General features: G+C 70.2%; 21 protein-coding genes and 1 tRNA gene. 9 read left to right on the plus strand and 13 right to left on the minus strand.

The genetic code is table 11. The features are described from left to right. Positions 1–107: 107 nt before the first annotated feature. Positions 108–1,886 (minus strand): signal peptide peptidase SppA, encoded by a 1,779-nt coding sequence (sppA, locus tag KF910_RS08360; RefSeq protein WP_292260509.1) that lies wholly within the window; start codon positions 1,884–1,886, stop codon positions 108–110. A gap of 205 nt (positions 1,887–2,091) precedes the next feature. Between sppA and KF910_RS08365 the strand changes: the two genes are divergently transcribed. Next, entirely contained in the window at positions 2,092–2,841 is a 750-nt protein-coding gene (locus KF910_RS08365; protein WP_292260512.1) for an SIMPL domain-containing protein, read from the plus strand. Positions 2,842–2,844: 3 nt separating this feature from the next. Then, entirely contained in the window at positions 2,845–3,120 is a 276-nt protein-coding gene (locus KF910_RS08370; protein WP_292260515.1) for a hypothetical protein, read from the plus strand. 46 nt (positions 3,121–3,166) lie between these two features. Here the strand turns inward: KF910_RS08370 and KF910_RS08375 are convergent, their stop codons facing one another. Next, complete coding sequence (locus KF910_RS08375; RefSeq protein WP_292260517.1) at positions 3,167–3,916, minus strand: SIMPL domain-containing protein; 750 nt, start codon at positions 3,914–3,916, stop codon at positions 3,167–3,169. Positions 3,917–4,088: 172 nt separating this feature from the next. Between KF910_RS08375 and KF910_RS08380 the strand changes: the two genes are divergently transcribed. Continuing rightward, a tRNA-Ile gene (locus KF910_RS08380) sits at positions 4,089–4,161 on the plus strand. Here the strand turns inward: KF910_RS08380 and KF910_RS08385 are convergent. Continuing rightward, positions 4,159–5,643, minus strand: coding sequence for a hypothetical protein (locus tag KF910_RS08385; protein WP_292260519.1), 1,485 nt, complete (start codon positions 5,641–5,643; stop codon positions 4,159–4,161). The two genes, KF910_RS08380 and KF910_RS08385, sit on opposite strands and share 3 nt — an antisense overlap. 13 nt (positions 5,644–5,656) lie before the next feature. Further along, on the minus strand, positions 5,657–7,126 hold the full coding sequence (locus KF910_RS08390) for a tetratricopeptide repeat protein (RefSeq protein WP_292260522.1): 1,470 nt from the start codon (positions 7,124–7,126) through the stop codon (positions 5,657–5,659). 235 nt (positions 7,127–7,361) lie between these two features. Here KF910_RS08390 and KF910_RS08395 point away from each other — a divergent pair, with 235 nt between their 5' ends. The 6 genes from KF910_RS08395 to KF910_RS08420 all read left to right on the plus strand — a co-directional run bounded on the left by KF910_RS08395 (position 7,362) and on the right by KF910_RS08420 (position 13,155). Next, complete coding sequence (locus tag KF910_RS08395) at positions 7,362–7,859, plus strand: GAF domain-containing protein (protein ID WP_292260525.1); 498 nt, start codon at positions 7,362–7,364, stop codon at positions 7,857–7,859. 53 nt (positions 7,860–7,912) lie between these two features. Continuing rightward, positions 7,913–8,590 (plus strand): SDR family NAD(P)-dependent oxidoreductase, encoded by a 678-nt coding sequence (locus tag KF910_RS08400; RefSeq protein ID WP_292260528.1) that lies wholly within the window; start codon positions 7,913–7,915, stop codon positions 8,588–8,590. Then, complete coding sequence (locus tag KF910_RS08405; protein ID WP_292260531.1) at positions 8,590–9,402, plus strand: HpcH/HpaI aldolase/citrate lyase family protein; 813 nt, start codon at positions 8,590–8,592, stop codon at positions 9,400–9,402. The genes KF910_RS08400 and KF910_RS08405 overlap by 1 nt, the downstream gene beginning before the upstream one ends. A gap of 23 nt (positions 9,403–9,425) precedes the next feature. Beyond that, positions 9,426–11,480, plus strand: coding sequence for a capsular polysaccharide biosynthesis protein (locus tag KF910_RS08410; RefSeq protein WP_292260533.1), 2,055 nt, complete (start codon positions 9,426–9,428; stop codon positions 11,478–11,480). A 72-nt stretch (positions 11,481–11,552) separates the two neighbouring features. Beyond that, entirely contained in the window at positions 11,553–12,692 is a 1,140-nt protein-coding gene (locus tag KF910_RS08415) for a beta-ketoacyl-ACP synthase III (protein ID WP_292260536.1), read from the plus strand. A 181-nt stretch (positions 12,693–12,873) separates the two neighbouring features. Then, positions 12,874–13,155: a hypothetical protein gene (locus KF910_RS08420; protein ID WP_292260538.1), complete on the plus strand. Its 282-nt coding sequence runs from the start codon at positions 12,874–12,876 to the stop codon at positions 13,153–13,155. 66 nt (positions 13,156–13,221) lie between these two features. Here KF910_RS08420 and KF910_RS08425 read toward each other — a convergent pair whose 3' ends face one another. The 9 genes from KF910_RS08425 to KF910_RS08465 all read right to left on the minus strand — a co-directional run bounded on the left by KF910_RS08425 (position 13,222) and on the right by KF910_RS08465 (position 24,383). After that, positions 13,222–13,743, minus strand: a complete 522-nt coding sequence (locus KF910_RS08425) for a porin family protein (protein ID WP_292260541.1) — start codon at positions 13,741–13,743, stop codon at positions 13,222–13,224. Between the two features lie 189 nt (positions 13,744–13,932). Then, positions 13,933–16,623: a pyruvate, phosphate dikinase gene (gene ppdK / locus KF910_RS08430; protein ID WP_292260543.1), complete on the minus strand. Its 2,691-nt coding sequence runs from the start codon at positions 16,621–16,623 to the stop codon at positions 13,933–13,935. Positions 16,624–16,725: 102 nt separating this feature from the next. Then, entirely contained in the window at positions 16,726–17,085 is a 360-nt protein-coding gene (locus KF910_RS08435; RefSeq protein WP_292260546.1) for a hypothetical protein, read from the minus strand. 213 nt (positions 17,086–17,298) lie between these two features. Continuing rightward, positions 17,299–19,521, minus strand: coding sequence for a glycine--tRNA ligase subunit beta (gene glyS / locus KF910_RS08440; RefSeq protein ID WP_292260549.1), 2,223 nt, complete (start codon positions 19,519–19,521; stop codon positions 17,299–17,301). Beyond that, positions 19,521–20,051 carry an endonuclease domain-containing protein gene (locus tag KF910_RS08445; protein WP_292260551.1) on the minus strand — a complete coding sequence of 177 codons (531 nt, stop codon included), beginning with the start codon at positions 20,049–20,051 and terminating at the stop codon, positions 19,521–19,523. Before KF910_RS08445 ends, glyS begins: the two co-directional genes overlap by 1 nt. After that, positions 20,021–20,914 (minus strand): glycine--tRNA ligase subunit alpha, encoded by an 894-nt coding sequence (locus KF910_RS08450; protein WP_292260555.1) that lies wholly within the window; start codon positions 20,912–20,914, stop codon positions 20,021–20,023. The genes KF910_RS08445 and KF910_RS08450 overlap by 31 nt, the downstream gene beginning before the upstream one ends. A 229-nt stretch (positions 20,915–21,143) precedes the next feature. After that, positions 21,144–21,611 carry a hypothetical protein gene (locus KF910_RS08455; RefSeq protein ID WP_292260557.1) on the minus strand — a complete coding sequence of 156 codons (468 nt, stop codon included), beginning with the start codon at positions 21,609–21,611 and terminating at the stop codon, positions 21,144–21,146. Between the two features lie 56 nt (positions 21,612–21,667). Then, positions 21,668–22,546: a 4-(cytidine 5'-diphospho)-2-C-methyl-D-erythritol kinase gene (locus KF910_RS08460; protein ID WP_292260560.1), complete on the minus strand. Its 879-nt coding sequence runs from the start codon at positions 22,544–22,546 to the stop codon at positions 21,668–21,670. A 4-nt stretch (positions 22,547–22,550) separates the two neighbouring features. After that, positions 22,551–24,383 carry a tetratricopeptide repeat protein gene (locus KF910_RS08465; RefSeq protein WP_292260563.1) on the minus strand — a complete coding sequence of 611 codons (1,833 nt, stop codon included), beginning with the start codon at positions 24,381–24,383 and terminating at the stop codon, positions 22,551–22,553. Between the last annotated feature and the right edge of the window lie 50 nt (positions 24,384–24,433).

Here is a 24,433-nt window from a genome sequence, read left to right on the forward strand (position 1 = left end):
CACGCCTCCTTCATGGCGTCGGGGAGAACGCCTGAACCCGCAATGTCGGTCCTTGAACCTGAACGGTCAATGGAGCGCCCCTTCACAGGCGAGTGTGTCGCAGGCCCTCAGAACGGCTGGTCGGCCAGGACCGTGGCCCCCTGCCCGCGCGCCCGGTCGGCCTGGACCTGGCGCAGGGCCGCCTGGGCGGTCGGGTCGCGCGTCACGGCGCCCAGCATGACCAGGGCGCGCGCCGCCTCGGACTGGACGCCGAAGGCCTGGGACAGGGCCTCCCACGGCGACAGGGCCTTGGGATAGCGTTTGAACCGGACGGACTCGGTCTCGGGGATATTGGCCAGGGCGCGGGCGCGGCCGATGGCCTCCTCCAGCCCGCCCAGGTGGTCGACCAGGCCCAGGGCCTTGGCCTGGGCGCCGGTCCAGACGCGGCCGCGCGCGATCTCGCGCACCCGGGCGGCCGGGATGCGGCGGCCGGTCGAGACGCGGGCGACGAACTCGTCATAGGTGCGGTCCATCGAGGCGGAGAAGGCGCGGCGCTGTTCCGGGGTCCAGGACTGACCGGGCGAGAAGGCGTCGGCATAGTCGCCGCCGATCGACAGGCCGCGCATGTCCACCCCGAACCGGCCCAGGGCGTTGGCCAGGACGAATTTGCCGCCGAACACCCCGATGGAGCCGGTCAGGGTCGAAGGCTGGGCCACGATCTCATTGGCCTCGGAGCTGATCCAATAGCCGCCCGAGGCGGCGTAGGCGCCCATGGAGACCACCACCGGCTTGCCCGCCGCCTTGGCCGCGCGCACCGCGGCCAGGATCTGTTCTGAGGCTTCCGGAGACCCGCCGGGCGAGGAGACGCGGAAGACGATGGCCTTCACGTCCTTGTCCTTGATGGCGTCGTAGAGGGCCTCGGCCGTGTCGTCAGAACGGATGGACGAGCCCGAACCGAACGGGTCGGCGCCGACGCCGCGGCCGGTCATGATCGCCCCCTCGCCGCCGACGATGGCGATGGCGCTGCGGCCCGATCCGGCGCGCTCGCCCCTGGCCGTGGCGTAGTCGCCGAACGCGACGATGTCGGCATTGCGGCCGGCGCGGCGTTTGGCCTCGGCCTCAGCCTCCTCGACCTGGCCGATCCGGTCGATCAGCTTGCGTTCCAGGGCCTGATCGGCGGTGTAGGGACCGACCTCTATCGTCGCCTTCAGGGCGGCGGCGGTGGTCTTGCGGTCCTGGGCCGCGCTGGCCAGGGCGCTGTCGTAGATGGAGGTCATCCAGGCCCGCATCGCCTCGCGGTGCGGCTCGGTGAAATCGCTCTGGGTGTAGATGTTGACGGCGTTCTTGTATTCGTAGCGCTGCTCGAACTCGGCGCGCACGCCGTATTTGTCGAAGGCCCGGCCCAGGAAGACCTCGTCGGCCGAGAAGCCCGTGGCCTGGAAGGAGGCCGTGTTCTGCATCCACAGTTCGGACGCCGAGGCCCCGACCATATAGCTGGAGACCACCGCCCCGACGGGCTGGAAGCCCTGGGAATGGGCGATCACGGGCTTGCCCGCGGCGCGGAAGCGGCGGATGGCCTGGCGCACCTCGTCGGCGGCGGCCGGGGTCATGCCCGCCTCGGGCAGGCGCACCAGCAGCACCTTCACATGGGCGTCCTTCTCGGCCTGGGCCAGGGTGTCGACCACCTGGATCACCGACAGGCCCGAGCCGCCGAAGCTGGCGAAGGGGTTGGACGGCGCCTGGTCGGTCAGGCCGCCGCGCAGGTCCAGCTCCAGCACCGCATTGGCCGGGGTCGCCGGCTTGGACGAGGCGCCGGCCGCGGCCATGATCAGCACGATCGGCACGACGATCACGAACAGGATCAGGCCCGCGAAGACGCCCAGAAGCGTCAGGAAAAACTGTTTCATAGGCGGCGGGCGGGTCCAGGACGCGGCCAGGGTTCGGCGCGGATGAACCTTAGAGACCCAGTCGTAACCGTCAAATGAAGGTCGCGCAACGGGCGAGCCGCCCTGGCTGCATGGCGGGTTCCTGATCGGGGCGGTGGTGGATGAAGCCAGCGGCTTGACGCGCGGGCGCGTCGGCGGTCCCCTGTGAGCCCGATGGGAGGGTTAGATGATGCGTGTGGGTGTTTGCGCCGGTCTGGCGATGGGCCTGGCTATTTCGGCGTGTGCCCCCGCATGGGCCCAGGACGCCGTGGCGGACCGGCCCTCGATCGTAGTTAGTGGTGTCGGCACCGTCGAACGCGCGCCCGACCTGTTCCGGGTCCACGTCAATCTTGAGGGCAGAGGAGCCGACCAGGTTTCGGCCCTGCGCGCCCTGGCCCAGGTCCAGTCGCGTGTAAACGAGCGGCTGGGCGGTCTGCCTAATCTACAGCGGCTCAGGATCTCAACGTCCGGAGTGATGGTGAAGCCTGCCTATGAAAGCGATTGCCCCACATACAGCGAAATGAACTGCGCCTTGGCTGGCTATGTCGCCTCGATCCAGCTGAGAGTGGAGGGGTCGCCCTCCAACCTCGCAGGAAACATAGTGTCCGTCGCATCGGAGGCGGGGGCCGCTCGCGCTTCGCTGGAGGGATTCAGCGTGGATGATCAGTCCGCTCTACGCGCCGAGGCGAGCCGGCTGGCCATCGAGAGCGCCCGACGCCAGGCGACAATCATCGCCGACGCCTCGGGCCTGCGCCTGGTTCGCGTCCTGAAGATTCAGGAACCCGGAAGCTCGACGGCCATGGGCGTTCAGTTCGAGGATGCGGTGTTGGTCGATCTCGAAGGCGTCAATGGCGCCAACGCGGCGGTCGAACTATCGACCAATCCGACACCCGTCCAGGTGACCAGCCGCCTCAGCGTCGTGTTCGAGGTTGAGTAGACCATGACTCGTTCGCTGAAGACGCTGCGCTGGGCGCTGTTCGGGGGCTATGTGCTGGTCGGGGCCGTGGCGCTGATGGCGGCGACGCCGGCGGGGCTGGCGGCCCTGGGGCTGGGGCAGGTCGATGTCAGCTTCCTGCCGGCGACGATCCTGGGCCTGCCGTGGAGCCTGCCCCTGTTCCTGTTCGACGACGGGGCGGCGGCGCGGCTGGCCACCCTGGGTATCTGCTATGGGCTGAATGTCGGGGTCGGGCTGATGCTGGCCCGCGGGGACAGCTGAGGCGGGACAGCCCCGCCGCCGGACGGCGACGGGGCTGAGGGCGCGATCAGCGCAGGTCGTAGACACCGGTGATGTCGATCCGCACCGTCAGTTCGCCGGCGGCGACGGGGGTGGAATCGGCCCCGGCCATGGCCATTTCGGCGCGGGCGTACATGACCGGCGGACGCGGGGTGTAGCCGCCGCCTTCCGACAGGGAGCGGATGCCGCCCAGTTCGACGCCCAGGGCCTGGGCGTAGAGGGCCGCCTTGCCCTGAAGCGCGCGCACGGCCAGCTGGCGGGCCTGGTTCTCGGCCGCCGAGGGATCCTTCAGGCCGAAGCTGATGCCGTCGATCTGATTGACCCCGGCGGCGACCACGGCGTCGGCGGTCGTGCCGACCTTGGCCAGGTCCTCGATGATGACGGTGACGCGGTTGTTGGCCTGATAGCCGCGCAGGCGGGGCGGCTCGTTCTGGACATAGTCATACTGGGCCGACAGGTTCAGGCCCGAGGTCTGGACGCTGCGTTCCGGGATGCCGGCGCGGCGCAGGGCGGCCATCACCTCGGTCATCCGGGCCGCGTTCTGGCGCATGGCCTCGGCGGCGGTCGGGGCCTCGGTCACCACGCCGAAGCTGATGCTGGCCATGTCGGGCGCGGCCTTGACCTCGCCATAGGCCGACAGGTTCAGCGACGGGCGCTCGGTCACCGCCTGGATGGTCAGGGGCGCGCCGCCGTTCGGCTGGGACTGGGCGATGGCGGGGGCCGCGGCGGCGGCGGTCAGGGCGGCGCCCAGGATCAGGGCGGTGGTCGTGCGGTTCATGTCGGTCTCCGTCTAGGGGCGGTCGGCCCAGGGTGGCGCGCGACCGTGGCCGGACCTTGGCCTTATGGGCCTGAACCCAATGGCCACGCCCGTGTGCAGGTTCCGTTCAGCCTCGCGGCGAAACGGCGCCCTTTTCGCCCGTCCGCGCGCCTGCTAGGCGGGGGCGTTCGGCGGGCGCGTAGCTCAATGGTTAGAGCCGACCGCTCATAACGGTCTGGTTGGGGGTTCGAGTCCCTCCGCGCCTACCGACGCCAGAAGCCGCCGCCGCCGCGCCAGCGGTCGTCGCCGCGATAGCGGTCGTCGCTGATGTAGCGGCCGCCGCTGTCATACCAGCCATAGCCCTGCTGGAACCGATCATAGCCGTCCAGGACATAGGCGTCGTCGGCGTAGGGCACGCCCAGGCTGCCTTCATCGGCGTCCCACCAGTCGCGCGGATAGGGGCGGTTCTGGCAAGACCAGCCCTGGTCGCCGCCGCCCCAGGAGGGGGCGTAGCGGTCGCGCCAGCGCGGATCGAAGCGCGGGCGGCAGATGTCATAGCGGGACCAGACGCGGTTGCCGCTGGCCTCGATCACAGCGCGTTGTTCCGCATAGATGACGTCGCGCACGCCCGAGAAGACGTTGTCGCGGATGACCGCCCGGCCCGAGGCGGCGGCGACCCCGGTCGTGGCGCGCACCCGGCTGTCGGTCAGGCTGAGTTCGCCGTTGTAGAGGACCAGCCCCTTGTCGGCCTTGCAGACGCGGCTGTTGGACACCCCGACCGAGGCGCCTTCGACCACCACGCCTTCGACATAGCCGCAGATCTTGGCGTTCTGGACCTCCAGCCGGCCATATTCGCGGGCGGCGCGGACCAGAAGGCCGATGGCGCGGGGGCCGAAATTGACCGGCTGTTCCGAACCGATCAGGGTCACCGCCGACAGGCTGGACGCCGGGCCGGCGCCGGGCGTCAGCTCCAGCCCCGACTGGGATCCGGTGACCGTCAGTTCGTAGGCCGTCAGGGTCGCCCCGTCGGCCACCAGGGCCGGGGACACGGTCTGGGCGTCGATGACGCCGTTGCGGATGTCCAGAAGGCCCCCGTCGACATAGATCGCCGCCTCGTCCCCCGCATGGCGGAAGCCGACCCGGTTCATGACGATCTCGGCGCCGTAGCCGACCAGACAGGCCGCGTCGCCCGCGCGCGGCGAGGCGAAGACCATGTCGCGGATCTCGACCCGCACTCCTTGCGCCACGGTGATGCAGGGCAGGCCGTCCGGCGCCTGAAGCGTCGGCGTCGGGTTGCGGGTCCAGTCGCGCGGATCGAAGCCGCCCTCGCCGATGATGGTCAGGGGCTTGTCGATGTTCAGCCAGCCGACACAGGCGCCGGCGCGCGCCCGGATGACCAGGGTGCCCCCCGGCCGCACGCGGCGCACCGCGTCCTCGACCGCGCCCGAACCGGGATTGCCCCCGCAGTCGACCAGAACCACCTCCTGGCCGCCGGGGCCGTATCCGGGGCCGCCGGGCCAGCCGGGGCGCCAGTCGGGCCGATAGCGGCCGTAGTCGTAGCGGCGATGGCTGCGCGGGCGATAGGACCGCGTCGGCGGATCCAGCAGGACGCCGAAATTGGGCCGGGTCTGGCTTTCGACCTTGGCGGCGACCTGGGCCTGGGCCTGGGGCGCCTGGGTCGCCACGCCGGCGGCGACGGTCAGGGCCAGGGCGGCGGCGCCGATCAGGCTGTGACGGGGGCTCATCATACTCACGCCCTCCTTAGCGGCGCTGGGAGCGGGACACCTGGGCGAGGACCGCCTGCAGGCGCGACGCGGAGGGGCCGAAGCCCGACAGCGCCGATTCGATGCGTTGGACCACGGCCTCGGCCTTGTCCTGGTCGGCCACCCCGGCGACGCCCAGGGCGAAGAAGGTGGACAGGGCGAATTTGGCCTCGGGGCTGCCCTGTTTGGCGGCCTCGGAATACCAGTGGAAGGCGCGGGCGTAGTCGGCCGGCACCCCGATGCCCTCGGAATACATGACCGCCAGCACCAGCTGGGCCTCGGACGAGCCGTTGATGGCCGCCAGTTGGATGGCGCGCACCCGCTCCAGATAGCTGAGGCGGGATTCCATCGGATGGCCCAGCATGGCCTCCAGGATCTCGATCTGGCGCTTGGACAGGTCCTCGGGCCGCTGGACCGCCGTCTCGGTCACGCCCAGATAGCGCAGGGCCCGCCCGACGTGGATGAAGGGCAGTTCCGTCGCCATCCGCGACAGGGCGTATTCATAGGCGTCGCCGCGCGGCCGGCTTTCATCCGAGAAGGGCACGCCCGAGGCGGGGGCCTTGTTCGGATAGAATTCGAACGGCGGGGTCCACTGGCGGGCCTTGGCCTCGACGAACCGGCCATACTGGCTGCGGCCCGGCGACGACTGTTCGAAGTCCTTCAGCAGGACATAGGCCCCCACGTCGCCGGTCTGGACCGCCAGATAGTTGTAGAGATAGGCGTCCACGTCATTGCGCTGGAACAGGTTGGTGGCGGCCTGATAGCCGCGCCCGCGGCCGCGCCGGCGGTCGTTGCGGTCGGAGCGGTGACCCGAGGCCTCGCGCGCCTCCCGGTTGTCGGCCGGTTCGCCGAAGGCGCCGTAGAGGCTGTCGTGCAGCCGGGCCAGGGTGCGATAGCCGGCGGCGTCCTGGGTCGACAGGACATAGATGATGCGGTCGCGGACCTGTTCCTGCTCGTCCCGGGTCATCTGACCCAGCAGCCGGTCCAGCCTCTGATAGGCCGTGTGCCGCTCGAAGGCGCGGCAGTCGTCATAGCGCGACAGCGGCCGCCAGCCGCCGAATCCGCCGCGATCCACGCGGTTGATGGGGGCGTAGCCCTGATCGTTGGCCAGGGCCATGCCGTACCAGACGGCGCTCTCGATCGGGTCCTCGATATTCTTGTCGGTGGCGCGCAGGGCCGAATAGCGCGAGCCCAGCTCCAGCTGAGCGAAGAAGTCGCCGCGGAAGGCCGCGCGGCGCAGATAGCGCAGCCCCGTCTCCTGGGCGTTGAACTCCGGCCCCGTGAAGGACGGCGGGCGCGGACAGGCGTTGGCGGCCGGGTCGCTGCGCCAGAAGGCCATGCCTCGGTCCTGGCAGCTGGCCATGGTCAGGGCCGCAACGGCCAGGACCGCCACCGCCCCGGCCGCGGCCAGGGGCGCGCGGGAGCGATTGCGGGCGCGATCCTCGTCCATGCCCTCGCGGTCGCGCATGATCCCCTACCCCTCGACGCGGCCTTGGAATGCAGGCCGCGCGTTAACCATGTTACGCCGGGATGGTCCGGTCCAGTGAACTTGCTGTCAAGGTTAACGCTTCATTAGGACAAAGCGTTGCCGCACAGCGGCCAAAATGTGACTCGGAAGCGGGTTGCCCCAATCGATCAAGGGCTTGGGCGACGAATCAGGCCGCAGGCTCGCCCTTATCCTTCCACAGGCCTATATCGCGATCATGAGCTATGTCGCCCGAACCGACCGTCCCGCCGACAAGGCCGCCCGATATGTGGAGATCGAGGCCGAGATCCTGGCCGTGCTGGAGGGGGAGCCGGACCGGATCGCCCGGATGGCCACGGTCGCCTCCATGCTGGCGGACGCCTTCCCGGTCTATTTCTGGACGGGATTCTATCTGGTCGATCCCCAGCGGCCGCAGGAACTGGTGGTCGGGCCGTATCAGGGGACGCTGGGCTGTCTGAGGATCCCGTTTGGTCGAGGCGTCTGCGGCGCGGCGGCGCGCACCGGCCAGACCCAGATCGTCGAGGACGTGGAGGCCTTTCCCGGCCATATCGCCTGCGACAGCCGGTCCCGGAGCGAGGTGGTGGTTCCGGTGCGCGACGCCTCCGGCGCCCTGATCGCCGTGCTGGACGTGGACGCCGCCGTCCCGGCCGCCTTCGACGCAGCGGACGCCCAGGCCCTGGAGCGGCTGATGGCGCGGGTTTTCGCCGCCGGTTGATCGGCGGCCGCCGCCCATTATGGTCCGGCGACGTTTTCGAAGGGAGTGCGAGGATGGGCGAGCGGGTCGTGGCGGTCACCGGCGGGCACGGGGTGCTGGGCCGGGCCGTGGTCCAGGCCGCGCTGGACGGCGGCTGGACGGTCGCTGTGATCGACCATGCGCGCGGCCAGACGGCCCCTGACGGGGTCAAGGAAATCGGCGGCGTGGACCTGACCGATCCGGCCCAGGCCCAGGCCGCGATCGATGCGGTGGTCGAGACCTTCGGCCGGCTGGACGCCCTTCTGAACATCGCCGGCGGCTTCGCCTGGCAGACCACCGACGACGCGGCGCCCGCCTGGGACCGGATGTTCGCCCTGAACCTGACCACCGCCCTGAACGCCAGCCGCGCCGCCCTGCCCCATCTGAAGGCCTCGACCGATGGGCGGATCGTCAATGTCGGCTCGGCCGCGGCCCTGAAGGCGGGAACCGGCATGGGGGCCTATGCAGCCGCCAAATCGGCCGTGCACAGGCTGACCGAGGCCCTGGCCGAGGAACTGAAATCGACCTCGGTCACCGTCAACGCCGTCCTGCCCTCGATCATCGACACGCCCCAGAACCGCGCCGACATGCCGGACGCCGACCCGGCGGCCTGGGTCGCGCCGGAGGATCTGGCCGCCGTCATCCTGTTCCTGGCCTCGCCCGCCAGCCGGGCCATGACCGGGGCCCTGGTGCCCGTGACCGGCAAGGTGTGATGCCGGCCCGTTTCCGCAGCGTCCTTTACCTGCCCGCCGACAACGCCCGCGCGGTCGAGAAGGCGCGCGGCCTGGATTGCGACCTGGCCGTCCTGGACCTGGAGGACGCCGTCGCCCCGGACCGGAAGGTCCAGGCGCGGGCCGACGCCGTGGCGGCCCTGGCCAGCCATCCCTTCGGCGTGCGGATCAACGGGCTGGACACGCCCTGGGGGGCGGACGACCTGGCGGCCCTGGCGGGAACCGGCGTCCGGATCGTGGTCGCGCCCAAGGTCGAGAGCCGGTCGACGGTCATCGCCCTGGCTGAACGCCTGCCCGAACGCGCCCGCCTGTGGGCCATGATCGAAACGCCCCGCGCGGTGCGCAGCCTGAACGTCCTGGCCGGTTCGGGCGGGCCGCTGCAGGCCCTGATGCTGGGCGTCAACGACCTGGCCAAGGCGCTGGGGACCGGGCCGTCGCCGGACCGGGAGCCGCTGAAATCGCATCTGGCCGCCGTGGTCGCCGCCGCCCGCGCCCACGGCCTTCTGGCCATCGACGGGGTGTTCAACCGGTTCCGGGACGCCGAGGGGTTCGCCGCCGAGGCGGCCCAGGCGCGCCTTTACGGTTTCGACGGCAAGAGCCTGATCCATCCCAGCCAGATCGCCCCCTGCCACGCCGCCTTCGCCCCGACCGAGGCCCAGATCGCCTTCGCCCGCGCGGTGGTCGCCGCCTTCCAGGCGCCGGCCGCCGGGGACCGGGGCGCGGTCCAGGTGGAGGGCGAAATGGTCGAACGCCTGCACCTGGACCAGGCCCAGGCGCTGCTGGCGGGGCTGTAGAGCTTGGCCTACACAGGGCCGGCATGAGGTCCGAAACCGCCCCTTCGAAGACGCCCGCCTGGGTCTGCGCGCCCGGCGTGCTGAAGGTTCCGTTCCTGGCGGACTTCCTGCCCGAATACGAGCTGCGCCGCCTGCCGGGAGGCGATGTGCGCACCGTCATCGGCTGGGGCATGAAGCCGACGGCCGAGGCGGGGCGGCGCTGGGCGGCGGCGAACCGGCGGCCCTATGTGGCGCTGGAGGACGGGTTCCTGCGCTCGGTCGGCCTAGGCGAGACGGGGGCGACCAGTCTCAGCCTGATCGTCGATGACCTGGGGGTCTATTACGACGCCACCCGGCCCAGTCGGCTGGAGCATCTGATCTGCACCGCCGACGCCTGGTGCGATGCGGGCCTGCGCGGCCGGGCGCGGGGGCTGATCGACCGCATCGTTGCGGCGAGGATATCCAAGACCAACATGGGCGGGCCGCTGGACCCCGCCATCCTGAGGCCCGGACGGCGGGTGCTGGTGGTCGACCAGACGGCGGGCGACGCCTCGATCGGCTATGGCCTGGCCGGGCCGGACAGTTTCCGCGCCATGCTGGCCGCCGCGCGGGCCCAGAACCCGGACGCCCAGATCATCGTCAAGCGCCACCCCGCCGTCGCCGCCGGGCGCAAGCAAGGGTGCATCGACGCCGCCGATCTGGAGGGCGTGACCCTGATCGACGCCGATGTGCGGCCGGCCGATCTGCTGGCGGCCGTGGACGCCGTCTATTGCGTCACCTCGGCCCTGGGGTTCGAGGCCCTGTTGCGGGGCCTGCCGGTGTCGTGTTTCGGGGCGCCCTTCTATTCCGGCTGGGGCCTGACGACCGATGCGGTCGACACCGGCCGCCGGGGCGTGGCGCGCGATATCGAACAGGTCGCGGCCGCAGCCCTGATCGCCTACAGCCGCTATATCGATCCGGTCACGGGTCGGCGATGCGAGGCGGAACAGGCGCTGGAGCGGCTGATCGCCCTGCGCGACCGGGCGGACCGGCTGGCGGGGGGATGGTCCCTGACCGGCTTCGCCCCGGCCAAGCGCGGCGCCATCCGCCGCCTGCTGAACAGCCCCAAGGCCAGCCATCGCTTCGTCGGCTCGCCGCGCGCCGCCGCCCGTCATGCGGCCCAGACCGGCGGGCGATTGGCCTGGTGGGCGGGCAAGGAGACCGAGGCGGTGCGCGCCGCCGCCACCGCCTTCGACGGCCCCACGGTGCGGATCGAGGACGGCTTCATCCGGTCCCAGGGCCTGGGGTCCGACTTCTTCGGCGCCCTGTCGGTCGCCCTGGACGACCTGGGCGTCTATTACGATCCGCGCACGCCCAGCCGTCTGGAGGCCCTGATCCAGACCGGCGATCCGACCCCGGATCAGGCGGCCCGCGCCCGGCGACTGTGCAACCGCGTGGTCGAGGCGGGGGTGTCGAAATACAATCTGGCGGGCGCGCCCATCCCGACCGACTGGCCCGGGGATCGCGAGCGGGTCCTGGTCGTCGGCCAGGTCGAGAACGACAAGTCCATCCTGACCGGGTGCGAGGCCATCCGCACCAACGCCGGCCTGATCGCCGCCGTCCGCGCCGACCGGCCCGACGCCTTCATGATCTATCGCAACCATCCCGACGTCCTGGCCGGCAACCGGCCGGGGCGGCTGGATGCCGCGGCGCTGGGGGCGGTCGATGCGGTGGCCGACGGCCTGGATGTGATCGACTGCATCCAGGCCTGCGACCGGCTGGCCACCCTGACCAGTCTGGCGGGGTTCGAGGCCCTGTTGCGTGGCAAGGCGGTGTCCACCTATGGGCGGCCCTTCTATGCCGGATGGGGCCTGACCGAGGATCGGCTGACGTTCGCGCGCCGCACGCGCCGGGCCGATCTGGATGCGCTGATCCACGCCGCCCTGATCGCCTATCCGGTCTATGTCGCCCCGACCGGCTGGCCGTGCGAGGCCGAGGATCTGGTCGAGGCCCTGATCGCCGCGCGGGGCCGTCCCGCCGCGGCGCCGCCCAACCAGATCGCCCGCTGGTGGAAGGGAATCCGCTCCAGTCTCGACCGGACGCCTCCGCCGTCCTACTGAGAAGGTTCGCCAAGAGAACGGACCACCCTCAAGCAGCGAGGCCCCGCGGGCCGAGCGATAGGGACTTCAAGAATGCCGAACGCCGTCATCGCCGCCACGGGTCTGTTCACGCCCGACCAGTCCATCTCGAACGCCGAACTGGTCGGCGCCTACAACGCCTGGGCCGAGCGCTGGAACGCCGAGAACGCCCAGGCCATCGCGGCGGGCGAGCTGGAGGCGCGCACCCCCTCCTCGACCGAGTTCATCGAGAAGGCCTCGGGCATCAGGTCCCGCTTCGTGCTGGACAAGACCGGGGTGCTGGACCCCGCCCGCATGCGGCCGGTCCTGCCCGAGCGCTCCAACGACGAACTGTCGATCCTGGCCGAGATGGCGGTCAAGGCGGCGCAACAGGCGATCGCGGCCTGGGGCAAGCCGGTCAGCGAGATCGGCGCCGTCCTGTGCGCCGCCTCGAACATGCAGCGCCCCTATCCGGCCATGGCCATCGAGGTGCAGCAGGCCCTGGGGATCGAGGGGTTCGCCTTCGACATGAACGTGGCCTGCAGCAGCGCCACCTTCGGCATCAAGACGGCGGCGGACTTCATCGCCTCCGGCTCGGTCAAGGCGGTGCTGATGGTCAATCCGGAGGTCTGTTCGGCCCATCTGAACTACACCGACCGCGACAGCCATTTCATCTTCGGCGACGTGGCCACGGCCGTGATCGTCGAAGCCGAAGATCAGGCGACCGGCGGCTGGGAGATCCTGGGCTCGCGGCTGAAGACCGTCTTCTCGAACAACATCCGCAACAATTTCGGCTTCCTGAACACCGCCGCCCTGGCCACCGGCGCGGCGCCGGATACGCCCGGCGGACCGACCGACAAGCTGTTCGTCCAGCAGGGCCGGAAGGTGTTCAAGGACGTGGTGCCCATGGTCGCCGAGATGATCGTGGACCATGCGGCCGAACTGGGCCTGGACCCCGCCGGGCTGAAACGTTTGTGGCTGCACCAGGCCAATATCAACATGAACGAGATGATCGGGCGAAAGGTGCTGGGCCGCGACCCAACGCCGGAAGAGAACGTCATCATCCTGGACGACTACGCCAACACCTCCTCGGCCGGGTCGATCATCGCCTTCCACCTGCATAACGACGGCTTCGCGCCGGGCGAGGTGGGGCTGATCTGCAGTTTCGGCGCCGGCTATTCGGCCGGAACCGTCTTCGTCAGAAAGCGCGGCTGAGACGCGGGCTCATAACCGAGTCCACACTCCGTCACCCTCGGGCTTGTCCCGAGGGTGACGAGATTTATAGGTTCACACTTGGGACCGTCGAGCGGTTCACGATTGTGCGCTCACGCTTGCATCCCTCGCGAGTCTTTGCGACCCGTTCGGCAAGTGTCGAGACAGAGGGAGACGGGCCCGCATGACTCACGCCGATCCGCGAACGCCGGACGCCGGACCCTGGGGCTCCCGACTGGACCCCCTGGCCGCCGATGTGGCCCTGGTGCTGCAACGCATGGGCGGGTCCGCCCACCAGGCCGTGGTGGTGGACTGCGTCGCCGCCATCAAGCGCCAGCGCGGCGAACAGGTGGCCCAGGACCTGGCCGCCCGCGTCGTCGAGGTGTTCGAGAAATACCGCGACCTGTTCTTCCGACCGTTCGGCGAAGGCTCCATGCGCTGGGCCCTTCAGCCCGGCGTGGCCTGACGGCACACGGCCATGAAAAAGGGCGCGCCCGGCAGGCGCGCCCTTTGTTCTTCAGCCGTCGTGCGATCAGAATTTGCGCACGAAGCTCAGCGACCAGACATCGGCGTCGCCATTGCCGTGACGGAAGTCGCGGCGGGTCCAGTCGGCACGGACGCCGTTCTGGCCGTCCAGCAGATAGTTGGCGCCGAAGCCCCAGTTGACGCTTTCCTCGCTGTCCGAGGCCGAAACGCCCGCCACCTCGGCCTTGACCTTGGTCGTGCCGTAGCCGACGCGGCCGAACAGCTCCAGGTTCTGGCTGACCGGCACGGTGCCGGTGACATAGGCGGCCAGGTCATGCTTCAGCTCGGCCTTGGAGTTGGGGACGCCGGCGATACTGTCGTCGCCGAAGCCCAGCGAGCCTTCGCCTTCGACGCCGATGAAGGGCGTCAGGCGCGCGCCGATGCGGCCGGTCACGGCGTTCAGGTCGGCGTCGTCCGCCTGGACCCGGCCGTAGCCGAGGGTTCCATACCAGGCCGGGCTGACCGACTGGGCCGCCGCAGGGGCGGCGATGGCGGTGATGGCGGCGGTCGCGAGAAGAAGATTACGCATGTTTGTCTATCCTCTGGATGCAGTGACTTCTGTGGTCACCGGCCCCACCCAGCAGAGACACAAATGGGCGGCCGCCTGCGGCCGTTCCATGGCGGAACGATTACAGGCTCGTAACCGTGGAAAACAGGACACACACGCCGTTCAGCCAAGAATGACTGAAATGCGGCGGCCGAAATCTTGCCTTGGACCTTACCGGTCCTTTTCGCGCTCCTGCCCCGTGCGCGCCGCCAGGGCGGCCTGGGCCGCCGCCAGCCGGGCGATCGGCACGCGGAAGGGCGAGCAGCTGACGTAATCCAGGCCGACGGTTTCGCAGAAGGCGATGGACGACGGGTCGCCGCCGTGTTCGCCGCAGATGCCCAGCTTGATGCCCGGCTTCGCCGCCCGGCCGCGTTCGGCGGCGATGCGGATCAGGTCGCCGACGCCGTCGCGGTCCAGCCGCACGAAGGGGTCGGCCTCGAAGATGCCCTTGTCCAGATAGGTCTGGAGGAAGCGGCCGGAGTCGTCGCGGCTGATGCCGAAGGTCGTCTGGGTCAGGTCGTTGGTGCCGAAGCTGAAGAACTCGGCGCCCTGGGCCAGGTCGGCGGCGCGCAGGGCCGCGCGCGGCAGTTCGATCATGGTGCCGACCATATAGTCCACCCGGTCGCCCGTGTCGGCGAACACCGCCTGGGCCGTGCGGTCGGTCAGGGCGCGCAGGAAATTCATCTCCCCGCTCAGGGCCACCAGCGGGTGCATGATTTCCGGGATCGGCGCCTGACCTGTGCGGGCCTTCACCTCCAGCGCCGCCTCCAGAATGGCGCGCACCTGCATCTCGTAGATCTCGGGATAGGCGACGCCCAGGCGGCAGCCGCGATGGCCCAGCATGGGGTTGGTCTCGTGCAGGTCCGCCGCACGCCGCTTCAGCTTGGCCGCATCCAGCCCCTGCGACGCCGCCAGGGCGTCCATCTCGGCCTCGGTGTGGGGGATGAACTCGTGCAGTGGCGGGTCCAGCAGGCGGATGGTCACCGGCAGGCCGGCCATGATCTGGAACAGCTCGACGAAGTCCGCCTTCTGGAACGGGGCGATCTTGGCCAGGGCGGCGCGGCGGCCCGCCTCGTCATCGGCCAGGATCATCTCGCGCACGGCGGCGATCCGGGTGTCGTCAAAGAACATATGCTCGGTCCGGCACAGCCCCACACCCTCGGCGCCGAATCCGCGCGCCGTCTTGGCGTCGGTCGGGGTCTCGGCGTTGGCCCGCACCTTCAGACGGCGGATGCCGTCGGCCCAGCCCATCAGGGTCTGGAAGTCGCCGGTCAGCTCCGGCTCGATCATGGCCACGGCGCCCTCGATCACCTCGCCCTTGGAGCCGTCGATGGTGATGACGTCCCCGGCCTTGAACGTCCGGCCCCTGACGGTGAACAGGCGCGCCTTGTCGTCGATCTGGATGTCCCCGGCGCCCGAGACGCAGGGGCGGCCCATGCCGCGCGCCACCACGGCGGCGTGGCTGGTCATGCCGCCGCGCGCCGTGACGATGCCGCGCGCCGCATGCATGCCGTGGATGTCCTCCGGGCTGGTTTCCGTGCGCACCAGGATGACCGCGTCGCCCAGCTGGCTCATCCGCTCGGCCTCGTCGGCGTCGAAGACGATCTTGCCGGTGGCGGCGCCGGGGCTGGCGGGCAGGCCGGTGGTGACGACATTGCGCGTCGCCTTGGGGTCCAGCGTGGGGTGCAACAACTGGTCCAGCGCCGCCGGCTCGACCCGGCTGACGGCCTCTTCCTGCGAGATCACGCCTTCGGCCGCCAGATCGACCGCGATCTTCAGCGCCGACTTGGCCGTGCGCTTGCCGTTGCGGGTCTGCAGCATCCACAGACGGCCCTGTTCGACCGTGAACTCGATGTCCTGCATGTCGCGGTAGTGGCTTTCCAGCCGGCCGACGACCTCGACGAACTGGCCGAACACCTCGGGCATCGCCTCTTCCATCGAGGGCGCCGTTTCGCCCATCTCCTCGCGACCGGCGCGGGTCAGGGACTGCGGCGTGCGGATGCCGGCGACCACGTCCTCGCCCTGGGCGTTGATCAGGAACTCGCCATACAGCCGCGCCTCGCCCGTCGAGGGGTTGCGGGTGAAGGCCACGCCGGTGGCCGAGGTCTGGCCCATGTTGCCGAAGACCATCGACTGGACATTGACCGCCGTGCCCCAGCTTTCGGGGATGTCGTGCATGCGGCGATAGAATTTGGCCCGGTCGTTCATCCAGCTGGCGAAGACGGCGCCGACGGCGCCCCACAGCTGGTCGTTGGGATCCTGGGGGAAGTCGTGACCCAGTTCGCGTTCGACCACGGCCTTGTAGTCGGCGACCACCTGTTCCCAGTCCGCGGCCTCAAGATCGGTATCGACGCTGACCCCCAGGCGGTCCTTGTGGTCGTCCAGCACCTCCTCGAACAGGTCGTGGCCTAGGCCCAGCACCACATTCGAATACATGGTGATGAAGCGGCGATAGGAATCGAAGGCGAAGCGCCGATCGCCCGACAGGGTCGCCAGCCCCTCCACCGTCTGATCGTTCAGGCCCAGGTTCAGCACCGTGTCCATCATGCCGGGCATGGACGCCCGGGCGCCCGACCGGACCGAGACCAGCAGGGGGTTGGCCGCATCACCGAACCGCTTGCCCGTGATCCCCTCGACCTTCTCCAGGCCCGCCGCGACCTGTTGCGCCAGGTCGGCCGGATAGGTCTCGGCCTGGGCGTAATAGTGGACGCAGGCCTCGGTCGTGATGGTGAAGCCTGGCGGCACCGGCAGGCCCAGGGACGACATCTCGGCCAGGTTCGCCCCCTTGCCGCCCAGCAGGTTCTTCATCGAGGCGTCGCCGTCCGCCGAACCGCCGCCGAAGCCGTAAACCCACTGGGTCATATCCGCCCTGCTCCTGAGTCTGCCGTGATCCCGGTCTGACTAGCGCGCCGCACGGGCGAAGGCGAGGCCGGCCCCGTAACAAAGCGTGAGCGGGCGTTGCGTTCAGTCGTCGGCGCGCGTGATCGGAAAGCGGACCAGACACTGCTCCAGGCGTTCGGACAGGACCGCGACGCCCGCCTGCTCGGCCTCGCGCCGGATCTCGTCCGCCTGCTCGGGCGTCACGCTCGCGCCGTCGCCGGGCCGCGCGAACGGCAGGGGCCAGCCGCCGTGGCGATAGGTGTGGCCGTTGATCGCCGCGATCATCTGGACCTCGTCCATGTAGCGCCGATCAACGCGCGCCGACCGGTTCACCCGCCCATCCAGGGCCCGAAGCGTCTGCAGGCACCGCTCCGCCTCCACCGCCTCCGGCGCGGCCTGCAGGCCCAGGGACAGGGACAGGGACAGGATGAGGACGGCGAACATGGGGGGCAGGCTAACGGCCGGATCGTGCCGCGCCAGTGATGAGACGTGACGAGCTTCTTCCCTTCTCCCCTTGTGGGAGAAGGTGGCCCGCGCAGCGGGTCGGATGAGGGGTTTCTCAGGCCTTGCCTCACGACCTGCTGATGGGTTCCGCGCGACCCCTCATCCGTCAGCCTTCGGCTGCCACCTTCTCCCACAAGGGGAGAAGGGTCAGGTTCAGCCCCCGATCATCCCGAAATCCGCCACCCGGCCCATCACCGACCGCACCTGGCCCAGCAGCTTCAGGCGATTGTCACGCTCGGCCGGAACGTCGGAGTTGACCATGACGGCGGTGAAGAAGGCGTCCACCGGCGCGCGCAGGCGGGCCAGGGCAGTCATGGCGGCGGCGAAATCCTCGGCGTCCAGGGCCGCGTCCACGGCGGTCGCGGCGGCGGCGGCGGCGAAGGCCAGGGCGGTCTCTTCCGCCGGCTGGTTCGGCAGGCCGGTCTGGACCATGCCGGTGGGCAGTTCGCCCTTCTTCTGTTCGGCCCGCAGGATGTTGGAAGCCCGCTTGTAGCCCGCCAGCAGTTCGGCCCCGTCGTCGGTGGCCAGGAAGCTGTTCAGTGCCTCGACACGTCCGACCAAGAGCGGGAGCACGCTCTTTTCTTGGGCAAATGCAGCTTCGACGACCTCCGCGGCCATTCCTCGATCGCGCAAGGCGACTCGCGTCCTCTCCTGCATGAAAACAGCAATATCGACGTAGGCGCTATCTAGACGAGCAGCCTCAAGAGCGGATTTGGCGAAGCCCCGGCGCGCGAGACCGATCAGCACCGGAAGCTCAACCTTGAGATCGTTTTCGAGCAGAATACGGATCACCCCCAACGCCGCGCGGCGCAGGGCGAACGGGTCCTTCGATCCCGTGGGCTTCTCGTCGATGGCGAAGAAGCCGACCAGGGCGTCCAGCTTGTCGGCCAGGGCCACCGCCACCGTCAGGGGCGCGGTGGGGACCGTGTCGGTCGGGCCCTGCGGGCGATAATGGTCGCGCACGGCGTCGGCCAACCGATCCCTTCTCCCCTCGGGGGAGAAGGTGGGCGGCGGAGCCGTCCGGATGAGGGGGCTTTCGGAGACGGTCGGGGCGGCGGGCAATGAGGGCGATGACACATCCCCCTCATCCGTCTCGCGCTGCGAGACACCTTCTCCCCCAAGGGGAGAAGGAAGGGCGCGGGCGTAATAGCCACCCATGACGCCCTGCAATTCCGGAAACTCGCCGACCATTCCGCTGGCCAGGTCGGCCTTGGCGTAACGGGCCGCCAGCGCCGCTTCCTCAGGGTCGGCGCCCACCAGGGGGGCGATCTCGCGGGCCAGGGCGGCGATGCGCTCCACCCGCTCGGCCATGGTCCCCAGCTTGGCGTGATAGGTGACGCCTTCCAGCTTCTTCAGCCAGGCGTCGAAGCCGACCTTGCGGTCCTCGTCCCAGAAGAAGCGGGCGTCGTTCAGGCGCGCCGACAGGACGCGGCTGTTGCCCGCCGCCAGGGCCGCGCCGCCGTCCGTCGCCTCGACATTGGCGACCACCACGAAATGCGGGGCCAGTTTTCTGGAAACGTTCGGGTCGTGTTGCGACGGATCGCGCACCGCGAAATATTTCTGGTGCGTCTTCATCGACAGCTGGACCACCTCGGGCGGCAGGTCCAGGAACTGCGGGTCCATGTCGCCCAGGATCGGCGTCGGCCATTCGGCCAGGCCCGACACCTCGTCCAGCAGGCCGTCGTCATCGACCAGGGCCAGCCCCTTGTCGGAACAGACCTTCTGCGCCGCTTCGAGGATGCGCAGCCGCCGGTCGGCCGGGTCCAGCAGGACGAAATGCTGTTCCAGCGCCTTCCGATAATCGGCGAAATCCTTGACCGCGAACGGACGGCCCGAACCCAGGAAGCGATGCCCCTCGGTCACGTCACCGCTGTCGATGCCTTCGATGGCGAAGGGCACGACGGCGCCGTCGAACAGGCACAGGATACGCTTGATCGGCCGCACCCAGCGCAGGGTTCCAGAGCCCCAGCGCATCGACTTGGGCCAGGGGAAGCCGCGCACGATCTCTTCGACCATGGCGGGGATCATCTCGGCCGTATCGCGGCCCTTTTGGCTGATGACGGCGAACAGCACGCCGTCGCGTTCGACCAGTTGATCGCGCGTCAGGCCGGTCTTGCGCAGGAAGCCGTCCAGCGCCTGTTCCGGCGCCGAGGTTTTCGGCCCCTTGATCTCTTCCTCGCGGTCAGGCGTGGCGGCGGGCAGGCCCTCGACCACCAGCGTCAGGCGCCGCGGCCCGGCGAAGGTGGTCAGCGCCTCCCACGACAGGCCCGCGGCCTTCAGCCGGTCGGACGCCATCCGCTCCAGATCACGCGCGGCCCCGGCCTGCATGCGGGCGGGAATTTCTTCGGACAGGATTTCGAGGAGAAGCTGGGGCATCAGAGTTCGTCGTCCCGCACCCATTGATCGCGGGCGCGCCATAGAGCCCTTCCCCGTTGATGGGGGAAGGGTTGGGATGGGGGTGAAAGCATGTCCGCCTGGATCGCGGTCAGCACGGCCTCGCGGTCCTCGATCACCTGCCGGACGGTGAAGCGTCGGACACGAAAGCCCTGACTTTCCAGCCAGGCCGTGCGGGCGGCGTCTTGGGTTTGCGCCTCTGGCGTCTCGTGGCGCGGCCCATCGACCTCGATCACCAAATGCCTGTCATGATGAACGAAATCGACGATGAAACGGCCGATAGGCGCCTGGCGACGGATGTTGGTCTTGAGGGTTCGAGGGGCGTCCCAGAGCACTTTTTCGGGGAAGGTCTGGTCGCGGCGCAGGCGGCGCGCCCGTCCGATGGCGCCGTTCAGATGGCGCGGCCGAACGGCGAGGCCTTCACCCCCAACCCCGGCCCTTCCCCCATCAAGGGGGAAGGGAGCGCGCGCGGTCTCGTCGCTCACGCCCGCGCCCTTTCCTGTTCGACCCATTCGACAGCGCAGGCCTTACAGAGATCGCGGATGCGGCCGATGTAGGCCTGGCGTTCGGCCACGGCGATGGCGCCGCGGGCGTCCATCAGGTTGAACAGGTGGCTGGCCTTCAGCACCTGGTCATAGGCGGGCAGGACCAGGGCCTGGCCCTGTGGTCCCTTCATGGCCAGGAAGCGCGACACCTCGGCCACCATGTCCTCGAACCGGCGCTTCAGGCCATCGACGTCATAGCCGTGGAAATTGGCCTCGGACTGCTGGCGCTCGTTCTCCAGGAAGACCTCGCCATAGGTCAGGCCGTCGTTGTTGAAGCGCAGGTCGTAGACGTTATCGACGCCCTGGACATACATGGCCAGACGCTCCAACCCATAGGTCAGCTCGCCCGACACCACATCCACCTCGATGCCGCCGACGCCCTGGAAATAGGTGAACTGGGTCACCTCCATCCCGTCGCACCAGACCTCCCAGCCCAGGCCCCAGGCGCCGACGGTGGGGTTCTCCCAGTCGTCCTCGACGAAGCGAATGTCGTGCAGTTTCGGGTCGATGCCGATGGCCGCCAGGGAGCCGAGATACAGATCCTGCAGATCGTCCGGGTTCGGCTTCAGGATGACCTGGAATTGGTAGTAGTGCTGGAGCCGGTTTGGGTTTTCGCCATAGCGGCCGTCGCCGGGGCGGCGGCTGGGCTGGACATAGGCGACCTTCCATGGGCGCGGCCCCAGGGCGCGCAGCACGGTCGCCGGATGCAGGGTGCCGGCCCCGACCTCGATGTCATAGGGCTGCAGAAGGGCGCAGCCCTGTTCGCCCCAATAGCGTTGCAGGGTCAGGATCAGGTCCTGGAAGGAAAGGGGTTCGGTCGGTCGGGACAAGGCGGTTTCCGGCGTTCGCAGGCGCGAAAAAAGGTCGGCGGACCTAGAGCCTGATCCGCTGAGGTGGAATCGCTTCGCGATTCCGCCGATGCGGTGAATCAGGCTCCAGATATCAGCGAGAGCATGATTCACGCTTCAGCCGGAACCGCGCAGCGGTTTCGTCTAAAAACGATCATGCTCTAGAAGCCGCCGACCCTTTGTTCAACCGACCAGAGTCCGGTCGCCGGCCTTATTTCGGCGCGCGAGGGCCGTCCACGCGGCCGTCCGTGGGATTGCGGATCGGCGGGGCGCTGACCACGATCACGCCCGAGGCGCGCTGGCCGTTCGGAGCGTTCAGGGTGGTGGGCATGGGCGCGCTTTCGGTGACCCCGCCTTCCGCCTGGCCGACCGGGGCCATGGAGGAATCCGTGGGCCGCAGCGGGCCGCGCGCGGAGACGCGGGCGTTTGCGGTGGCGATGGCGCGGGGTTCGGCCGGGGCGCTGGCGCTCGACGGCGCCGAATGCGGGGCGTGGCCGTCCACCTGACCGTCGGTCGGATTGTGGACGGGCGAGGAGGCGGTGGTCGTGGCCGTGGCGGCCGGCTGGCCGTTGGGGGCGTTCAGGGTGGTCGGGTGCGGCGCGCTGGTCGACTGGGCGGCGGCGGCGCCGGCCAGGGCCATGGCGGAGACGCCGGCGAGGGCGGCGATGACGATGCGCATGGGAGGGCTCCTTTCGATCCGTGAAAGGAAGCCCGTTCGGCCGTTCCGGTTCCCTCTCAGCCGTTCAGGACGCAGGCCCGCACCCACCAGCCGGGATGGGCGGCCGCCAGGGCCGAGGCCGCGTCGCGGGCGGCGGCGGCGTCCGCGCAGAGGCCGATGACCGTCGCCCCCGAGCCCGACATCCGCGCCAGGGCCACCCCCGGACAGGCCGCGGCGGCGTCCAGGGCCGCGCCTATGGCCGGCGCCAGCCGCAGGGCCGGCGCCTCCAGGTCGTTGCGCGCTTTCACCAGCCAGTCGATCACCGCCGCCGCCGACCAGTCGGCGGGCGGCGCCGGCCGGTCCGCCTCGCCCGCGGGATCGGCGTCATAGGCGCGATAGACGGCGCCGGTCGGCGACAGGACGCCGGGATTGACCAGGACGGCGTGCAGGGGCGGCAGGCGCGGTTCGGGCGTCAGCCGTTCGCCCCGCCCCTCGGCCCAGGCGGCGCGCGGGAACAGGCACAGGGCGCCGTCCGCCCCGGTCCGGGCCGCGATCTCGGCCAGGGCCGCGTCGTCGATGTTCAGCCTCAGCAGGTCGCGCGCCAGGCGCAGGGCCGCGCCCGCGTCGGACGAGCCGCCGCCCAGGCCGGCCGCGATCGGGAGCTGTTTGTCCAGGGTCAGGGCCAGGGGCGGCGCCCCCTGCCCTGTGGCCCGCCCCAGGGCCTCCAGGGCGCGCAGGACCAGGTTGTCGTCCTGCCCCGCCAGTTCGCCGCCGAACGGCCCCTGCACCCCCAGCGACAGCCGGTCGGACACGGTCGCGGTCAGCCGGTCTCCGACATCAGCGAAGACGGCCAGGCTGGCCAGGGGGTGATAGCCGTCCGCCTGAACCGGGCCGACGTGCAGGAACAGATTGATCTTGGCCGGCGCCACGAGGGCGGCCGAGGCGGAGCCCGTCACGGCGTCACGGCTGGGCGCCGACCACGTCCAGCCCCTGGTCCAGCTTGCGCCGGGCGCGAGCCTCCTGGTCGGCGTCGGGATCGAGGGTCAGCACCCTTTCCCACTGATAGCGCGCCTCGCGCCGGCGTCCGACCTGCCAGTAGGCGTCGCCGAGGTGGTCATTGATCTCGGGGTTGCCGGGCAGTTTGGACACCGCCATCTCCAGGGTGGTGACGGCTTCGTCGAACCGGCCCTGGCGATACTGGGCCCAGCCCAGGGAGTCGCGGAAATTGCCGTTTTCCGGCTCCTTGACCAGGGCCTGGGCGATCAGGGACGCGCCCTGTTCCACCCGCTCGCCGCTGTCGACCCAGAGATAGCCCAGATAGTTCAGGGCCGCGGCGTTGTCCGGCTCTTCCTGCAGGGCGGCCCAGAGTTCGGCCTGAGCCTCCGGCGCCCGGTCCAGCGCCTCATAGACCGCGCCGCGCAGGAAACGGACGCCGAACGGCTGGTCCGCCGTGTTCAGCAGCGGCCCGTTCAGGACGGCCAGGGCGTCTTCATACTGTTCGGCCTGGTTCAGCTGGGCGGCCAGAAGCTGGGCCACCGCCGGGTCGGACGGACTGGCGGCGAGGGCGCGGCGCAGGGCGGCAAGGGCTTCATCCGGCTGGCCCGCGTCGTCCAGCAGCCCGGACAGACGCGCCTGGGCGGCGGCGTATACTCCCGGTTCGCGCGACGAAATGCGTTGAAGCTCGCGCCGGGCGACATCGTTCATCTGGGCCCGGGCCAGGCTTTCGCCCAGGCGCAGCCGGGTCTGATCCGACGGATCAAGCTGGTTCGCCAGCCGCAGGTAGAAGGCCGAGAATTCGTGCGCCCGGGCCGAGTTGGCCATGGCCGCGGCGCCGATCAGGCTGATCGCGGCCCCCTGGCGGAAATCCGGGGCGGCGGGGGGGCGGCCGCGGCGCGAGGCGGCGCGTTCGCGCGCCTGGATCAGGAAGACGTTGGAGGCGTCAGCGGTCAGGCCGGCGTCATACAGGGCCACGGCCTCGGCCCTGCGGCCGCGCCGCTCCAGGAACTCGCCATAGGGCAGACGGAACAGGGCGCCCGACTGGGGCGTCTCCATCAGGGCCTTCAACTCGGCCTCGGCCTCGGCGAACCGGCCCCTTTTTTCCAGCAGGGCCGCGCGGCTCTGGCGCAGGAACAGGCGGGTCACGGCGTCCGCGTCGGTCGGAATCGGCGCCAGGGCCCGGTCCCAGTCGCCGGCCGCGGCGGCGGCCCAGGGCGCCAGAAGCAGGCCGGCCCGCGCATGCGACCCTTCGACCGGGGCGCGTTTCAGTTCGGCGTCAGCCTCAGCGGGGCGGTTGTGGGTCAGGGCCTGGACGGCGCGGGCCAGGCGGCCGCCCTGAACCAGGGTCACGCCCCCCTCTTCGACCAGGGGCGACAGCCGCGCCGCCACATCCAGATCGCCGGCCAGAAGGGAGGCGGTCAGGGCCTGGCCGCGAACGCGCGGCTGTTCCGGCGTAAGGTCGGCCGCAGCGGCCACATAGGCGGCGCCGATCTCGCCCTCGCCCGAGGCCAGGGCGACCCGGCCGGCCAGATAGAGGCCATAGGCGCTGCGGCCCTGGTCGTCGCGCGGCGCGGGCGACCAGACCGCCGGAATGGCCGGGGTCTCGGCAACGGCCGGAGCCGCGTCCTCGTCCGCGTCGAGCGCGTCGTCGGGAAGAACAGGCTGGGCGTCGTCGTCAGGCTCCGCCGTCTCGGCCGGCGCGGGCTGCGGGGGCGGGTCCTGGGCCAGGGCCGGACCGGCCAGCAGGGCCGAGGCGGCGACGGACAACAACAGGCGGCGAAGCAGGACGCGGGTCATGGCGTCACCTTGCCTGATCGCGCCCGCGCCGCAAGGCCGCGCGCGCCACA

This window comes from Brevundimonas sp., from assembly GCF_019636155.1.
Lineage (GTDB): Bacteria > Pseudomonadota > Alphaproteobacteria > Caulobacterales > Caulobacteraceae > Brevundimonas.

Bases quoted from the DNA above. Each gene is read 5' to 3' on its own strand.
- KF910_RS08385 (WP_292260519.1), bottom strand. From the start codon at position 5,643: ATGATGAGCCCCCGTCACAGCCTGATCGGCGCCGCCGCCCTGGCCCTG.
- ppdK (WP_292260543.1), bottom strand. From the start codon at position 16,623: ATGACCCAGTGGGTTTACGGCTTCGGCGGCGGTTCGGCGGACGGCGAC.
- KF910_RS08365 (WP_292260512.1), top strand. From the start codon at position 2,092: ATGATGCGTGTGGGTGTTTGCGCCGGTCTGGCGATGGGCCTGGCTATT.
- KF910_RS08425 (WP_292260541.1), bottom strand. From the start codon at position 13,743: ATGCGTAATCTTCTTCTCGCGACCGCCGCCATCACCGCCATCGCCGCC.
- sppA (WP_292260509.1), bottom strand. From the start codon at position 1,886: ATGAAACAGTTTTTCCTGACGCTTCTGGGCGTCTTCGCGGGCCTGATC.
- KF910_RS08390 (WP_292260522.1), bottom strand. From the start codon at position 7,126: ATGCGCGACCGCGAGGGCATGGACGAGGATCGCGCCCGCAATCGCTCC.
- glyS (WP_292260549.1), bottom strand. From the start codon at position 19,521: ATGCCCCAGCTTCTCCTCGAAATCCTGTCCGAAGAAATTCCCGCCCGC.
- KF910_RS08400 (WP_292260528.1), top strand. From the start codon at position 7,913: ATGGGCGAGCGGGTCGTGGCGGTCACCGGCGGGCACGGGGTGCTGGGC.
- KF910_RS08405 (WP_292260531.1), top strand. From the start codon at position 8,590: ATGCCGGCCCGTTTCCGCAGCGTCCTTTACCTGCCCGCCGACAACGCC.
- KF910_RS08375 (WP_292260517.1), bottom strand. From the start codon at position 3,916: ATGAACCGCACGACCACCGCCCTGATCCTGGGCGCCGCCCTGACCGCC.
- KF910_RS08420 (WP_292260538.1), top strand. From the start codon at position 12,874: ATGACTCACGCCGATCCGCGAACGCCGGACGCCGGACCCTGGGGCTCC.
- KF910_RS08465 (WP_292260563.1), bottom strand. From the start codon at position 24,383: ATGACCCGCGTCCTGCTTCGCCGCCTGTTGTTGTCCGTCGCCGCCTCG.
- KF910_RS08395 (WP_292260525.1), top strand. From the start codon at position 7,362: ATGAGCTATGTCGCCCGAACCGACCGTCCCGCCGACAAGGCCGCCCGA.
- KF910_RS08410 (WP_292260533.1), top strand. From the start codon at position 9,426: ATGAGGTCCGAAACCGCCCCTTCGAAGACGCCCGCCTGGGTCTGCGCG.
- KF910_RS08455 (WP_292260557.1), bottom strand. From the start codon at position 21,611: ATGCGCATCGTCATCGCCGCCCTCGCCGGCGTCTCCGCCATGGCCCTG.
- KF910_RS08445 (WP_292260551.1), bottom strand. From the start codon at position 20,051: ATGGGTCGAACAGGAAAGGGCGCGGGCGTGAGCGACGAGACCGCGCGC.
- KF910_RS08370 (WP_292260515.1), top strand. From the start codon at position 2,845: ATGACTCGTTCGCTGAAGACGCTGCGCTGGGCGCTGTTCGGGGGCTAT.
- KF910_RS08435 (WP_292260546.1), bottom strand. From the start codon at position 17,085: ATGTTCGCCGTCCTCATCCTGTCCCTGTCCCTGTCCCTGGGCCTGCAG.
- KF910_RS08415 (WP_292260536.1), top strand. From the start codon at position 11,553: ATGCCGAACGCCGTCATCGCCGCCACGGGTCTGTTCACGCCCGACCAG.